This is a genomic window from Okeania sp. SIO3B5, from assembly GCF_010692555.1.
GTDB lineage: Bacteria > Cyanobacteriota > Cyanobacteriia > Cyanobacteriales > Microcoleaceae > Okeania.
On record NZ_JAAHHG010000222.1, the window covers coordinates 1 to 15,497 of the forward strand.

The 15,497-nt window shown below is 37.7% G+C and carries 12 protein-coding genes; 10 read left to right on the top strand and 2 right to left on the bottom strand.

Translation table 11 applies throughout. The features are described 5' to 3' along the window. The first annotated feature begins 249 nt into the window (after positions 1-249). Positions 250-573, top strand: a complete 324-nt coding sequence (locus tag F6K54_RS24705; protein WP_366558230.1) for a hypothetical protein — start codon at positions 250-252, stop codon at positions 571-573. Positions 574-805: 232 nt separating this feature from the next. Then, on the top strand, positions 806-2,119 hold the full coding sequence (locus F6K54_RS24710; RefSeq protein WP_293083264.1) for a D-alanyl-D-alanine carboxypeptidase: 1,314 nt from the start codon (positions 806-808) through the stop codon (positions 2,117-2,119). A 573-nt stretch (positions 2,120-2,692) separates the two neighbouring features. On the opposite strand, the gene F6K54_RS24715 is transcribed toward F6K54_RS24710, so the two are convergent. After that, positions 2,693-2,878: a hypothetical protein gene (locus tag F6K54_RS24715; protein WP_293083267.1), complete on the bottom strand. Its 186-nt coding sequence runs from the start codon at positions 2,876-2,878 to the stop codon at positions 2,693-2,695. Here F6K54_RS24715 and F6K54_RS24720 point away from each other — a divergent pair. Together F6K54_RS24720 and F6K54_RS24725 are read left to right on the top strand one after the other, a co-directional pair. Next, on the top strand, positions 2,871-4,967 hold the full coding sequence (locus F6K54_RS24720) for an amylo-alpha-1,6-glucosidase (protein ID WP_293083270.1): 2,097 nt from the start codon (positions 2,871-2,873) through the stop codon (positions 4,965-4,967). The genes F6K54_RS24715 and F6K54_RS24720 overlap by 8 nt on opposite strands. A gap of 2,231 nt (positions 4,968-7,198) precedes the next feature. Continuing rightward, positions 7,199-8,275, top strand: a complete 1,077-nt coding sequence (locus F6K54_RS24725) for a 2OG-Fe(II) oxygenase family protein (protein WP_293083273.1) — start codon at positions 7,199-7,201, stop codon at positions 8,273-8,275. Here the strand turns inward: F6K54_RS24725 and F6K54_RS24730 are convergent. Further along, positions 8,270-8,443 carry a hypothetical protein gene (locus F6K54_RS24730; protein WP_293083276.1) on the bottom strand — a complete coding sequence of 58 codons (174 nt, stop codon included), beginning with the start codon at positions 8,441-8,443 and terminating at the stop codon, positions 8,270-8,272. The genes F6K54_RS24725 and F6K54_RS24730 overlap by 6 nt on opposite strands. An 804-nt stretch (positions 8,444-9,247) precedes the next feature. Between F6K54_RS24730 and F6K54_RS24735 the strand changes: the two genes are divergently transcribed. The 6 genes from F6K54_RS24735 (at position 9,248) to F6K54_RS24760 (ending at position 15,100) form a co-directional block, all read left to right on the top strand. Then, complete coding sequence (locus F6K54_RS24735; RefSeq protein ID WP_293083279.1) at positions 9,248-9,571, top strand: RNA-guided endonuclease TnpB family protein; 324 nt, start codon at positions 9,248-9,250, stop codon at positions 9,569-9,571. Continuing rightward, entirely contained in the window at positions 9,543-9,713 is a 171-nt protein-coding gene (locus tag F6K54_RS24740; protein ID WP_293083282.1) for a hypothetical protein, read from the top strand. Before F6K54_RS24735 ends, F6K54_RS24740 begins: the two co-directional genes overlap by 29 nt. A gap of 754 nt (positions 9,714-10,467) precedes the next feature. Further along, the gene (locus F6K54_RS24745; protein WP_293083285.1) at positions 10,468-10,794 is read left to right on the top strand and encodes a hypothetical protein; all 327 of its coding nucleotides are present in this window, start codon (positions 10,468-10,470) and stop codon (positions 10,792-10,794) included. Between the two features lie 10 nt (positions 10,795-10,804). Next, positions 10,805-13,687: a GUN4 domain-containing protein gene (locus F6K54_RS24750; protein ID WP_293083289.1), complete on the top strand. Its 2,883-nt coding sequence runs from the start codon at positions 10,805-10,807 to the stop codon at positions 13,685-13,687. Between the two features lie 491 nt (positions 13,688-14,178). After that, positions 14,179-14,322 (top strand): hypothetical protein, encoded by a 144-nt coding sequence (locus F6K54_RS24755; protein WP_293083292.1) that lies wholly within the window; start codon positions 14,179-14,181, stop codon positions 14,320-14,322. 136 nt (positions 14,323-14,458) lie between these two features. Beyond that, positions 14,459-15,100, top strand: coding sequence for a Uma2 family endonuclease (locus F6K54_RS24760; RefSeq protein WP_293083294.1), 642 nt, complete (start codon positions 14,459-14,461; stop codon positions 15,098-15,100). Positions 15,101-15,497 lie beyond the last annotated feature (397 nt).

A 15,497-nucleotide genomic window follows, 5' to 3' on the forward strand; every position in this document is an offset into this window, starting at 1 on the left:
TGATACTGAGGGAGGGATGTACCTATGAAAAAGGGCGTTTAAGAGAGGAGCCGTGTGAGGTGAAAGTCTCACGCACGGTTCTGAAGACGAGTCGGTTTGGTAACAAACTGGCTTAGTTTAACACAGTAGTTTTTGGGTGGAATCAACGCCAAAAAGATAGTATTAACATTGGTAAGAAAAATAACCAACAGTTTGTTCAAATACCTACAGCTAAGTTAAAAGTCAGGATAGCTGAATTGTCTGAGCAGTATGGGATTAAGTTTCTTGAGACTGAGGAAAGTTACACGAGTAAGGCTAGTTTTCGTATCGGATGATTTTCTGCCGACATTTGGTGAGAAACCCGAAAGGTGGGAAGCTTCAGGAAAGCGCGTCAATCGTGGCTTGTATCTTTCAGCAACAGGTCAATTAATCAATGCTGATACTAATGGAGCAGCCAATATTTTAAGAAAAGTATCGACACAGCTAGAAATCAATCTAGCCAAGGTCTGTAGGGGAGTCTTGATGCTTCCACAGCGATATAAGTTAGACAATCTAACAAAAAAATATCGTCAGCAGTGCGTAGCGTGGCAATAGCGCCCGCGTAGCATATCCGCTCAGAATCTAGGGTGTTTTAACCCCTAGAGACATCAAAGTAATGAATAAATTTTCTATTTTTGATTCAATAATTAGCCAATCTCCAGAACAATTAATTTTCTGTTTCCTATCCCCTAAAAACATAATCTTTGTATGATGAAGTGCGGAATGTGGGATATATATGATTGAAGTCCACTATGATAGAAAAATTTGAAAAAGATTGAATTGATTTATGTGGGATTTGTTCAGCTATGGAATTATATCTCTATGGCTAGAAATGGCAGGCATACAAACTATTGGGCAAAATACTGTAACCATACTCAAATGGCAAACAGGTTTACCCCAATTAATTTCACCTGAAAATTCCGAGCAAATATTAACTATAGAAGTAGATGAATACTTGAAAGGTTTGGCAGCCAAGAGATTACTAACTTCCGATGCTCAGGGTATATGGATACAGTCAGAATTCAAACTTTTGCATGGCCGCGAAGGCACAGTTCCCATGCCTGGTGCTTCCTTAACAAAAATCGCCACATCTTTAGCTGCCCTAGAAACTTGGGGACCTCAACATCAATTTGAAACCTTGGTTAGTACCACAGGCCCAATTACAAATGGAATATTGCGAGGAGATTTAGTAATTAATGGTGGTAATGACCCATATTTTGTCTGGGAAGAAGCGATCGCCCTGGGCAATGCCATCCAAAAACTGGGAATTAATCAAGTGACAGGTAATTTGATTGTAGTGGGTGATTTCTGGATGAACTATCAGACTGACCCTATAATTGCAGGCCAATTATTGCGAGAAGGTATCAATTCGGCCACTTGGTCTAATAATGTGAGAAATATCTACAACCGAATGCCACCAGGAACACTTCAGCCAAAAGTGGCGATCGCTGGTTCTGTGATATATCAAAAATCTATATCTACAGAAATTCCAATTATTCGACACAAGTCTTTGCCACTTATCTATATTCTCAAAACTATGAATGTGGAAAGTAATAATAAGTTGGCTGAAATAATAGCTAGTAATTTGGGTGGAGCAAAAATTGTCCAACAAAAAGCTGCCTGGACTGCGGGAGTGCCTCAAGCAGAAATTCAGTTAATTAATGGTTCTGGGTTGGGAGTAGAAAATAAAATTTCTCCAAGAGCGGTGAGCGGGATGTTAATTGCTATTCAAAGGTATCTTCAAACTTCTGAGTGGGTTATTGCTGACTTGTTTCCGGTATCTGGTTATGACCGAGGAACTTTAGTAGACCAGTCGAGGAATATTCCCCAGGGTTCGGCGGTGAAAACTGGAACTCTGAATGATGTGATTGCTTTAGCTGGAGTTATTCCTACTCGTGAAGAGGGTTTGGTTTGGTTTACGATGATTAACCGAAGTCCCTACTGGGAGGCAACACGGGTGGAGCAAGATAAATTTTTACAGCAATTAGTAAGTCTTTGGGGAGTTACTGAAGTACCCAAAATTATTAGTCCTAAGATTCATGGTAATAAGTTGGGTTTGGGAGCTAGCGATCGAAATCAGATTTTGGGAAAATATAATTAGGGTTTGGGCATGGAAAGTCTGTTGGTAGGGGTAGGAGACAACCCACCCCTAACCCCTCCCAGGAGGGGAGGGCTGTTTCATTCTCGATAGACACGGGGACACGGAGACACGGAGACACGGAGACACGGAGACACGGAGACACGGGGATGAAGGCTTTTAATTTATGACTAAAAGTTGATTTTTCACCATTTTAGTCAGAGCAAAAGGGATGCTTATTGGCGCTCAAAATAGGCAAATTTTGGCAAATTTCACTGTTCCACAATGCCCTCATCTCCCGTTCTCCCTAAACCTTTAATCTACAATACTTTGAAACAGCCCTACTCCCAGGAGGGGAAATAGGAGATTTGAGCAAGGTTCCAAAAATATTTCGCCTTAAAAGGCGGGGTTGTGCGACCCATATTATTTTGATGAAAATGCAGAGAATTAGAAATAATCAAATTCAGAACAACTAAGAAAAGTCTGAAAACATATAAAAAATTGATTCTTGATTTATGTTATATGCTAAAAGATTAACTGGAAAAAATGTTATTAGGACTTATATCATTTCCGGTAGCATCGGAGCGTGTATAAAATTCAAGTGGCAATAGGATAAAACCTTCTGCCTTCTGCCTCCTTCTGCCTTCTTTTTCCTTCCGAGTTGCCTAAAAAATGAAGAAAATTGGTATTAGCTTCTTCCTTTGTGAATGTGATATAAAGAAGTCGGGTTTCAAAAGAAACCTCTGCACTTAATATATAGTAAATATTTTCTCTTATGGTCATCAGTTTTGATCGAGAAACTTGTAGTAATCTCAACATAGCTGAATCCCGCGAATGGTTAGTCACAAACGGTATTGGAGGCTATGCTTCTGGTACAGTAGCTAACACCCTAACCCGTCGCTATCATGGATTACTCATCGCAGCTCTCAAACCCCCATTAGGGCGTACATTATTGCTGACAAAACTAGATGAAACTGCCAAGTATAAAGGTCTAGAGTATCCCCTTTACTGCAACCGTTGGGCTGATGGCACAGCAAACCCAGAAGGTTATCAACAAACAGAAAGCTTCTACCTAGAAGGAACAATACCAGTGTGGAAATTTACATTTGCAGACGTGGTATTGGAGAAACGGATCTGGATGGAGCAAGGAGAAAACACCACCTATATTCATTATAACTTGCGCAATGGTAGTCAACCTTTAAGCTTGGAAATCAAAGCATTAATTAACCATCGCGATCATCATCATTATACCAGCGCTCAAGATTGGCAAATCAGTACTGACAACATTAAAAAGGGAGTCCGTATACAAGCTTTTCCTGGAGCAACACCCTTATATCTGCTGACAGATCCTAATCCAGATGACAAAAATGTAGTATCTACACCTGCCAATAATTGGTATTACGGATTTAATTTAGCAGTAGAAAAATATCGCGGTCAACAAGAATTAGAAGACCACTTACACGCTGTTACTTTTCATGCACAACTTGAAGTAGGCAAACCTCTAACAATAGCTGCCAGCACAAAAGAAAATGCTACTACTAATGGCGAGAGAGAACTAGCTTTTCATCGTAATTGCGAACAACAAATAATCCAAAAATTTGCTACTACCAAAACATCTAACTCAGAACTCAAAAATCCAGTCATTAAATTCTGGAAATCATTTACCCAGACAAAAGCTCAACCTACTGCAAAAAAGACCCCAGACTGGATCAACCAATTAGTATTAGCAGCTAACCAATTTATTGTCGATCGCAAATCCCCTAAACATCCATACGGCAAAACTATCCTTGCAGGTTATCATTGGTTTGAAGACTGGGGTCGCGACACAATGATTAGTTTACCTGGTTTAACTCTTGGTACAGGGCAATTTGATGTCGCCCGGTCTATTCTGCTCACCTTTGCCGAGTATGTTGACCAAGGAATGTTGCCAAACCGCTTCCCCGATGGTAGTAGTACACCAGATTATAATACTGTGGATGCCACACTTTGGTATTTTGAAGCAGTTCGTGCATACTATGAAGCTACTGGCGATCACAAACTTTTAGTAGAATTGTTTCCAATTTTAGCAGAAATCATTGACTACTATCGCCGAGGTACTCGCTACAATATTCAGTTAGATACTGATGATGGTTTAATTTATGCTGGTGAAGCAGGTTCACAGATTACTTGGATGGATGCCAAAGTAGGTGATTGGGTAGTGACACCGCGTATTGGTAAACCCATTGAAATTAGTGCCCTCTGGTATAATGCTCTGCAAATCATGGATAAGTTTGCCCAACAGTTGGGTAAGGATAATCTAGATTATGAAAGGTTGGCAAGGTTGATAAAGGAAAAGGGTTTTGCTCGTTTCTGGAATCAGGAGGAAGGTTATTGTTACGATGTACTTGATACACCTAATGGTAATGATGCTGCTTTGCGACCTAATCAAATATTTGCTTTATCATTACCTGCGATCGGGAAATTTAGTTACCCATCTCTACTAACTCCAGAGCAGGAAAAACAAGTGATGGATATATGCACGCACAAGTTATTGACTCCCTATGGTTTACGCAGTCTAGCTAGTGACGATCCTGAATACAAGGGTGTTTATGGAGGCGATATTTATCAACGTGATGGTGCTTATCATCAAGGTACTGTCTGGGGTTGGTTGATTGGTCATTATGCTTTAGCACATCTACGAATCTACAACAACCAAGCAAAAGCTGAGGAGTTATTAAAACCGATGGCAGAGCATTTAACGGTGCATGGTATTGGCAGTATTAGTGAAATTTTTGATGGAAATGAACCGATGACACCCCGTGGTTGTATTGCTCAAGCGTGGAGTGTTGCAGAAGTTTTGCGAGCTTGGTCAGTAATTCATCAAGTTAGTTAAAATTTAGAAGAAAGCTGTATTTATATCATGTCCGGTTGAATACTTACACTTTGGAGGAAGGAAGGCAGAAGGCAACCCACCCCTAACCCCTCCCAGGAGGGGAAGGCAGAAGGGAAGAAAAGGTTAAAAGGGATAAAGTTTTTTTATCACTAATTATCCGGACATGATATTAGAGGAATATTTGTAATTAAGGCAATCTCTGAGACTATGGAGATTGCTTTACTTACTTTAAAACGGTTTTATATCATGTCCGGTTGAATAGTTACACTTTGGAGGAAGAAAGGCAGCTATGCTGCTATGCTGGAGGCAGAAGGGAAGAAAAGATTAGAAGGGATAAAGTTTTTTGATCACGCTATTATCCGGACATGATATTATGCTAAGTTTGGCGATCGAAAGAACCGTTATTATGAAGGTAAGGTAAAAGACAGAAGGCAGAAGGGAAAGAAAAGTTCAAAGGGAGAAAGTTTTTTTTATAGAAAGTTTTTTTATAACTGAGGCGTTGGTGAAAAGAGGTATGATATCATGTCCGGATAAGAGTGCGAACAAAAAACTTTCTCCTTATATTCCTCTTTATTCTTCTTTCTTCCCCTCCTGGGAGGGGTTAGGGGTGGGTTGACTCCTGAGGACTGACTCCTGACTCCTCAATAATTAAGATTAATATCATACACGCGCTTCACCAACGCCATAACTGATTATCCGGACATGATATTAGATCATTTCCGGTAGCATCCTTTGTGTATAAAATTAAGGTGACAATAGGAGAAAACCTTCTGCCTCCTGTCTTCAGCCTTCCTTCCACCAAAGTCTAATTATTCAACCGTACATGATATCACTCATGAATCATAAGTCTAATTATTCAACCGTACATGATATAAATCATGAGTCATCAGTCTAATTATTCAACCGTACATGATATGAATCATGAGTCATCTTATTCAACCGTACATGATATGACTCATGAGTCATAAGTTATGAGTCAAGAGTCATGACTCTTAGATTAACTATCTAAAAACAGGACTTACGCAAATTCACCTTAAAAACGCCATATACCATATATAGGAACGCCATTCGGAGCTTTGCGGAGCGCAAATGGCATTGGCTAACGCCAAGCTCCGCTTTACATGTCGCGGAGCGTTAACAGTTATGCGACAGCAAAACGCCCTCACTCGATATTCGGGAGGAAATCATAGTGTTAACTCATGAGTCAAAAATTATAGTGTTTTTTTTACAAAGGTAGGCTACAAAGCTTATGCATTCTGCCTTCTGCACTTTAAGCCAAAATATCTGTATTCATGTTAATGGTTAATGAAAACTGCTATAAGTTAAGTGTTTATGCTGAATATCTTCCTCAGGATTTGACAAATAAAGATGATTTATATAGTATAAGTACTCAAGCAAATCAAGTTTAATATTTCAAGCCTATGACTTCAGATGGAATCTAGGTGAGATCTATAAAAAAATATAAATATATGCAATATGTTCTTTGAGGATATGCAACTATTCTAGAAAAGTTCGGCATTGTCTGGCTAAAGTGTTTATTCAGCAGTCAAATGACCAGAAGACCAACTTTTTGATGTTGATATTACCTTAAATGTGACAAATGCTTTATATTTTATATTTGTAAGATTGTCTTTACGTACTTATACGGTGAGTTTTATGAAGATTTATTAAAGTTCCCATCAATTGTCTAGACAAAACTACTTAGATTCTTTATAATATATATTTGAGAAGATTTTTTTTACGTAGTTATACGGTGAGTTTTATGAAGATTTCTTGAAGTTACCATCAGTTGTCTAGACAAAAGCACCTAGGTTATGTATAAATACATATGGTGCTATGTTTCTTTGAATACCCACAATAAAAAATTGAGGGAATAGAGAACTGAAAGCCTTTTGTGACAGGGGGTAAGCCAGTTTTTTTAGTTATAAAGAGACAAGTCTATTGTTGATTGACTTCATATTGAAATAAGCAAATAGTTTAATATCTTAAAGATTTTATTGACTCTATTTTGTGTTCTGTAACGTTCTTCAACAACATCACAAACCTTTAAGTCAGGACTTGTGCATAACCACCATATCTAGTAGGAGCGATTTCCTAAGATCATGCTCCGCAAACGCGAATCGCCCCTACACATAGGGGATGATTTGATATCTTTCGTAAATCCTGTAAGTGTGAAATTCACTTAACCATACTTTTGTTTGATCTGAAAAAATTTACCATACTATAAAACCATGAAAACATCTACTTTGAAGGTATCTACTTCCAGAATCTTTGAAACTTTTGATATCCGTGCAGCCAAAACTCTGAAAGAGCAACGAGAATTAGGAGAAAGGATTGTTGCTGCATTGCAGAGAGACTCATTAATTCAAATTAAAAAAAATTACCAAGAAGATTTACTAACTGCACGAGCACTCTTGCAAAATAAAAAGTTTAATCGACTTCCACAAGATGAAAAAATTAAATTCGTCAGCGATACGACTTATACCGGGTATGTATTCTCCGGGGAGGAGAAAAAAGGAGGTCGCTACGATCAAGTAGAGGTATACACGGTGTTCCCTCACTTTGATCGAGACAACGAGCGTGTCAAAACACTTCGCCTTCCTTGCCACGGTGAAGCAATCTACCCCTCAATAGACTACAAAGATGCTATTGAAGCCTACATGAAGGCCACTGGCAATATGTGCGATCAACTTATAGAAATAATCGGCTTAGGACTAGGACTAGAGCCAAACCATTATCTGTCAGAAATGGTTCGGGATGGATTCCACCATGCCAGGGTTTTACGCTTTAAGAGTCAAAAAGAAGCAGGAGGTGCATCCAATGGGATATCTGCCCACTCTGATTATGGCTTTCTGATTGCCGCCTCCCAAGATGATGTTGGTGGATTATGGGTGAGGCCGGTTGTCAATGGGGAAAAAAGGGGAAGAAATTACCTAGAAGAAGAAACCACTATTGGAGCTTATGACGATAAACCAGGTTGGGCGTTTGTCACCCCACAGGAATCTGTCTGGACAGTATTTGTGGGCGATATGATGGAACTCGCCACTCAAAGAAAGCTAAAAGCCAATATTCATAAGGTAAAGCTCAATGAGGAAAAAGAGCGATTTGCCATTGCTTACTTCCACGAACCCAAATTCAACCAGACTTTCGAGGCTGTCAACTCAAGGGGTAAAAAGAAAGAAATAGTCTACGGCAAGCACCTAACCAATATGTATGTCAAAGCCTATCCCAATCGAAGCACAACAAAAAGAATCGAATCGGAAGAACTTTGTAAAAATATAGATAGACTGCCAAAAATCAGCCTATAATTTGACAAGGATGAGGTTTTGTTGCATGAAGGTTGTGATTCCCGTCGGAGCGATCGCGAATCGCAACAGCCTCAATAGATAATCGTAGGTTTCTAAGAACAGAATTTTGTTTCCTGAGTAATCGTGATAATAAATTTGGGTTACTTTGCCAAGGTAAGCATTTGACATAGTTTTTCTCTTTTCTATTTTGTAGTTATTGCAATGCTAATACGTGATACTTCAGTGAATTTAGACCATGTCTATTGTCCCTAATAAGTTTCAGGCAAGGTGTAATTAGTCTAAACTCTAGATGAAAGTAATCTACTTTGATTATAAGCAGAAATTATCCCCACTGCCATTAGAAAAAACACGGTTAAATTTAGGGGTTTGCAGTTCTTGCAATGCTAATACGTGATACTTCAGTGAATTTAGACCATGTCTATTGTCCCTAATAAGTTTCAGGCAAGGTGTAATTAGTCTAAACTCTAGATGAAAGTAATCTACTTTGATTATAAGCAGAAATTATCCCCACTGCCATTAGAAAAAACACGGTTAAATTTAGGGGTTTGCAGTTCTTGCAATGCTAATACGTGATACTTCAGTGAATTTAGACCATGTCTATTGTCCCTAATAAGTTTCAGGCAAGGTGTAATTAGTCTAAACTCTAGATGAAAGTAATCTACTTTGATTATAAGCAGAAATTATCCCCACTGCCATTAGAAAAAACACGGTTAAATTTAGGGGTTTGCAGTTCTTGCAATGCTAATACGTGATACTTCAGTGAATTTAGACCATGTCTATTGTCCCTAATAAGTTTCAGGCAAGGTGTAATTAGTCTAAACTCTAGATGAAAGTAATCTACTTTGATTATAAGCAGAAATTATCCCCACTGCCATTAGAAAAAACACGGTTAAATTTAGGGCTAGTAACTGTTGGCTATAATCTGGTATAATATATGATAATCTATGATAATCTCCCATTAAGATAGCTCAATTGCATAGCAAAATAGCTAATATCAGAAAAGATACATTACACAAGCTAACTACTTACTTGGCTAAAAACCACAGCCAGATAGTGATAGAAGACTTAAATGTATCAGGAATGATATCAAATCATAAGCTAGCTAAAGCTGTTGCTAACATGGGTTTTTATGAGTTTCGTAGACAGCTAGAGTACAAATGTCAACTGTACGGCTCGGAGCTAATCGTTGTTGATAGATGGTTTCCTAGTTCTAAAACTTGCAGTAGGTGTGGAACTGAATCGCGAGTCTCTGCTTTTATCAGAGCGCGTGTTCAATTGCGAACACTGCAATTTTAGCTGCGAACGAGACTTGAATGCAGCGTTAAATTTAGCTATGGCGGTCAGTTTGCTCCGCAACGCTAGCGCGTTTCGCGCCAGCGTTGCGAAGCAAACGACCGTGTCAGCTTGTGGACTGGATAACGCCGACGTTGCCAGGTAGAAGCAGGAATAGAACAGATTATCAGCAAGAAAATCATAGATTTATGTAGATAATCGTAGGTTTCTAAGAACGGAGATGAAAGTAATCTACATTTACAGCGGATTCCACCAAGGGTAAGGTAAACCCCGAAGCGGGCATCTTGCCCGCACTAGGAAGATTTAATTGTTAATATCTGTACTTCATATACTGGGAATCTACTGTATTATATCATGTCCGGTTGAACAGTTATAAATAAGGGAGTAGGGAGTAGTAGACTGACACAGCTAAAACTGTGCATTAGTTTTTAACTTGAAAATTCTTAATGCATGACTTTTGACTTTTGAATTGAATCTAATGCACCATTTTAGCTGTGTCGATCCAGTAGTGGATTGTTTCACCTAAAATAGTGCATTTGCTTTTTTTTGTCACCCCATCCCCCCATCACCCCATTTTCTGCCGATAATCTTTACAAAAATTACTGAAGCATTATTATTACTTATATTAGGTGAAGTCCCATCGGAAGCATAGCATTATTTTGGGAATTGGTATAATATCATGTCCGGATAATTAGTTATAAAAAAACTTTCTCCTTCAACTCCAGTTCTTCTTCTTTCTTCCCTCTTTACTCCTGACTCCTGACTTCCCCTCCTGGGAGGGGTTAGGGGTGGGTTGACTCCTGACTCCTCCGTCGTTATTTATTTATCACTGTTCAACCGGACATGATATAAGTCCTGTATCTGTTATAATCAAACCAAAAAAGTTGGTGGGTTAAAAAATGCTTCAAATAGCTATTGAAGGTTTAGATGCTGTCCAAGCTACTGAAGAAATTCTGGCAATTGAAGGTATAAAAGGTAGTTATAAAATAGATTCAGATGGCAATGAAAAAGGTATTACTTTAGCAACCATCGCGACAATAGTTGGAATTGGTGCAGGAACTTCTGTCATTATTAATAATACTTTAACCATTGCAGAGAAGATTTTTCAGTGTTTCAAAAAACATGAGAAAAAACTAGAGGATGTCGAAATTGTTTCTGGAGAAAAGCGACTTTTACTGAAAGAGGCAACTGTAGAACAAATTAAAGATATTCTGGAAAGTTTCTGAGAAAATAGCTATGCAAATTCTTCACCTAGACTTGAATTTAATAGGGGATGATTATGCCAAATTCCGATACTTTTGGAATAATCCCAATGATTACCAATCTTATCAATTATCTCTGACAAAAATTTATGCTCTAATTGAAAAGTTAGAGAGAGGTTATTACACCAGAGTGCCAGATGAATACGCCAAAACTGGTCAAATACTTTATAACTGGTTGGATGGAAATGACCGTATTTTGCAAAGAGAACTTGATAAATATCGACGGGAAGGAATTGTTTTAGCAATTTCTACTTCAGAAAGATTAGCTCATTTACCTTGGGAAGTGCTACATGATGGTAAAGGATTTTTAGTTCAGCGTAAACCAGTAATTATTCCTGTTCGTTGGGTGACAGATAGTCAACAACTTTATTTTCAAAATCAACCTCATAATCGAGCATTAAATGTTGTGTTTATGGCAAATTCTCCCCGCAATATGGGAGACCATTTTTCTGAACTTGATTTTGAAGCGGAAGAGGGAAGTATTTTAGAAGCAACCAAGCGATCGCCTTTATATTTAGAAGTAGAAGAAAGTGGTTGTTTGACTGAGTTAGGTTATCTGGTGGAAAGTTACGAACAGAATTTTTTTGATGTTGTTCATCTCACAGGCCATGCAACATTTCGGAATGAAAAACCTTGCTTTGTTACTGAGACAGAATATGGAGATGCAGAATATAGTAGTGCGGAAGATATTGCTACAGAATTACAATTTCAGCACCCTAAACTAATTTTTCTATCGGGTTGTCGGAGTGGATATTCACATCAGGAAAATATTCCGTCAATGGCAGAATCTTTATTAAGTCAAGGTGCAACAGCAGTTTTAGGATGGGGCGATCGGGTATTAGATACAGACGCAACAACAGCAGCAGGAAAGCTATATCAGGGGTTGTCTTCTGGTAAGGGAGTAACGGCAGCATTAGCGGAAACTTACCAGGAATTAATTAAGGTTAATGCTAAAGACTGGCATAAATTACGACTTTATGTGGCGGGTAGTTTACCGGGAGCGTTAGTAACTCCCTTGAGAAAACCAGCTAGGAAACCTGCACCCCGTTACCGGAAAACCACTGAATTTAGAGATCCAGAAGGTAAACTTAGGGTTGCTACTCGTAAAGATTTTGTGGGGCGTCGCCGTCAGTTACAAAATTGTCTCCGTGCTTTTAAGTTGGATGATAAGTTGGGAGTATTAATTCATGGTATGGGAGGTTTGGGAAAAAGTACCATTGCTTCTCGACTTTGGGAACGTTTATCGGAATATGAAAAGGTTTTATGGTGGCGACAAATTGATAATTCTAATTTTGTGGAAAAATTGGCAGATAAATTGAGAGATGCTGACTTACGTTTTGCTTTAAAAGATAATCAAAATGAACTTAAATATAGGTTACGAGATTTGTTTGAAAATTTGATTGAAGCTGGAGAAAAATCTTTTCTTTTCCTCTTTGATGACTTTGAATGGAATCTCGAACCTCGTGAAGGGGAATATGTTTTGAAACCTGAAGCAGCAGAAGTTTTAAATGCTTTGGTTTGGGCAATTCAAGAAGTAGGTGCGAGGGAAAAAATTATTATTACTTGTCGCTATAAGTTTCAATCTGAATTATTAAGTGAATTTTGGGTGCAAGGGTTAAAGCCATTTCGCAAAGCTGACTTAGGGAAAAAATTGAAGCGTCTGGAGAATTTTAATTCTGGAAAAATTGATGAAAAGTTAATTGAAAGAGCGTTAAAACTTGCTGATGGAAATCCTCGTTTATTGGAATGGTTGGATAAAGATGTACTTGTTTGTGAGGATATTGAGGGGAAGTTAAGTCAGCTTGAATCTAATTCTGAAGATTGGCAAGGAAAAGTGATTTGGTCTGAACTTTATGCACAAATTGATGAAAAGATTGCACGGGTATTGAGTCATTGTTTGGTGTTTGAAATTCCTGTACCAATGTCTGCTTTGGAGGTAGTTTGTGAATCTATTTCTGGTTATCAAGAACAACTGAAGAGAGGGATTGATTTAGGTTTAATAGAGGTTAGTTCGGAAGTAGAAGAATCTGAGCGTGTTTATCGAGTTTCGCAGATTTTACCTCGGATTATTTCGAGTATTAAATTGCCGGATTTTCCTGAAGTTTATTCTTTGTATGAAAAAGGTTCGGAAAAGTTGTTTGAGTTGTGGGGTGCGAAAGACAATATAACTAATAAAAAATCGTTTAGTTTATATTTTGAAAGAAGCGAGGAAAAATGGCGTGAAATTTTCCGGTTAAAGTTTGCCAACAAAGAAAATTCTGAGAGATTTCGACAGGGGTTTTCTAAAATACTTGAGGTAGGACATTATACAGTTGATCCAGCTTATGAGTCTGAATTTAGGCAAAGCAAAACTGAACTACAAGAGGATAGTTTGTGTGTTCAATTAGAAGAATATTTGCGTCAAGGTAAATGGAGAAAAGCTGATGAGGAGACTTTATTTATTTTTTATCAAGTAATGGTATTAAAGAATATTCACAGAGTATATATTTATGATGAGATTCCACTTTCAATACTGAGAGAAATAGACAAACTTTGGGTAAAGTATAGTAATGGTAGATTTGGCTTTTCTGTGCAAAAGAAAATTTATCAGAGCTTGGGGGGAACGGGAAAGTATAATCAGAAAGTATGGGAAGCGTTCGGTGACAAAGTTGGATGGCGCCAAGAAGAAAAATGGTTGTTTCACTCAGATCTAACTTTTAGCTTAGATACGCATTATGTGGGACACTTGCCTTTTGGGCATCCGATCAACATTACCTGGTATCAACACCCGTTCTCAAACATCTACTTAAATTGGACAAGAAATGTGTATGAGCCGTTCTCTTCTCTCGCGCAAAGGCTTATAGAATCTAACATATAAGCGTTTCAGCTACCTTATCAGTTATCAGTCATCAGTTTTTGATAATTCATTTATTGGCGATCGCTCAGATACCATTTATCAGTTTTTGATAATCTATTTATTGGCGATCGCTCAGATACCAGTTATCAGTATTAAAAAATTGCATTGCCACCTCTTGTTGTGAGGTACTTCTACTTTTCTATAAAAAGAGATTATCTCTATTCATCTGAAAGTAAAATTACAGCAATTTCGGAGGCGCGTGAGTAATTTTTGTAACACAAGCATCTTGCTTGTTACAGGCTGGAAGCCTGTGTTACAAAAACTGTACCTTACCATCCTCAAAAATGCTGTAATTAATTTGAATATCTGACAACTGAACAGCTAGTTTCAATAGTCTCCAAATTATCTTCCCGCAGTAATTATTAGAGGTTTTGATGGATTTAAAATTAGTTAAATCCCTAGCAGAAATTATTAACAACTTAACCCCATAAGAAAAACAGGTTTTGGGAACAATGATTAATTTAATTCAAGATAATAACCAACCTGAAAATCAATCTTGGCATGAGTTTATTGAAAACACCTATGGGAGTATTCAAGATGAAACTTTTGTCAGACATTCTCAAGGTAATTTTGAGCAGAGAGAATTATTTGAATGATTTATTTAGAGGTACACCCACACGGGCAAGATGCCCGCACTGGAAACATTATTCAAGATGAAATTTTTGTCAGATATTCTCAAGGTAATTTTGAGCAGAGAGAATTATTTGAATGATTTATTTAACTGAAATTACCATGAGTAAAACTCTATTAAAACCAGAAAATTCAACTCTATTAACAGGAATTAGATGGGAAACTTATCAAGCATTATTGTTAGATTTAGCAGAAAATCCTGGTAAAAAATTGACCTACGATCAAGGTGCATTAGAAATTATGACTCCCTTGCCAGAACATGAAATTAATAAAGGTTTTTTAGGACGACTGGTACAAACAACTACAGAAGTATTAGGATTAGAAATATCGAGTCTTGGTTCGACAACATTAAGTCGAAAAGATTTGCAAAAAGGGGTTGAACCAGATGAATGTTATTACATCACCAATGAGGAATTAGTACGAGGTAAAATTAATTTTGATTTTAATCGCGACCCGCCTCCAGATTTAGCAATTGAGATTGATATTACCAGAAGTTCTTTAGACCGTTTAACAATTTATGCTGCTTTAGGTATCAGAGAAATATGGAGATTTGATGGGGCAAACTTATTTATTTATTGTTTAGAAAATGGGAGTTATCAGGAGCAAGAAAAGTCAAAAGTTTTGCCAATTTTATCCAAGTCAGTTATTTTAAATTTTCTCATTAGGCGAGGAGAAAAAGGAGAGAATGCTTTGCTCAATGAATTTCGTCTATGGTTAGAAAACCCGAAGATTATTCAGGAATAGAATCTACATTCTACAGTTCAATTTGTGATTTTTGTCAGGGAGGTGAGATAGTTCTGCAAACTGTTCCGGAACAGATAATTGAGCAAAACACTATTGTTGGATAATGCCCTTTATTAAGCAGTAATAGAATCTACATTCTGCACTTCAATTTGTGATTGTTGTCAGGGAGGTGAGATAGTTCTGCAAACTGTTCCGGAACAGATAATTGAGCAAAACACTATTGTTGGATAATGCCCTTTATTAAGAAGTAATAGAATCTACATTCTACAGTTCAATTTGTGATTGTTGTCAGGGAGGTGAGATAGTTCTGCAAACTGTTCCGGAACAGATAATTGAGCAAAACACTATTGTTGGATAATGCCCTTTATTAAGAAGTAATAGAATCTACATTCTACAG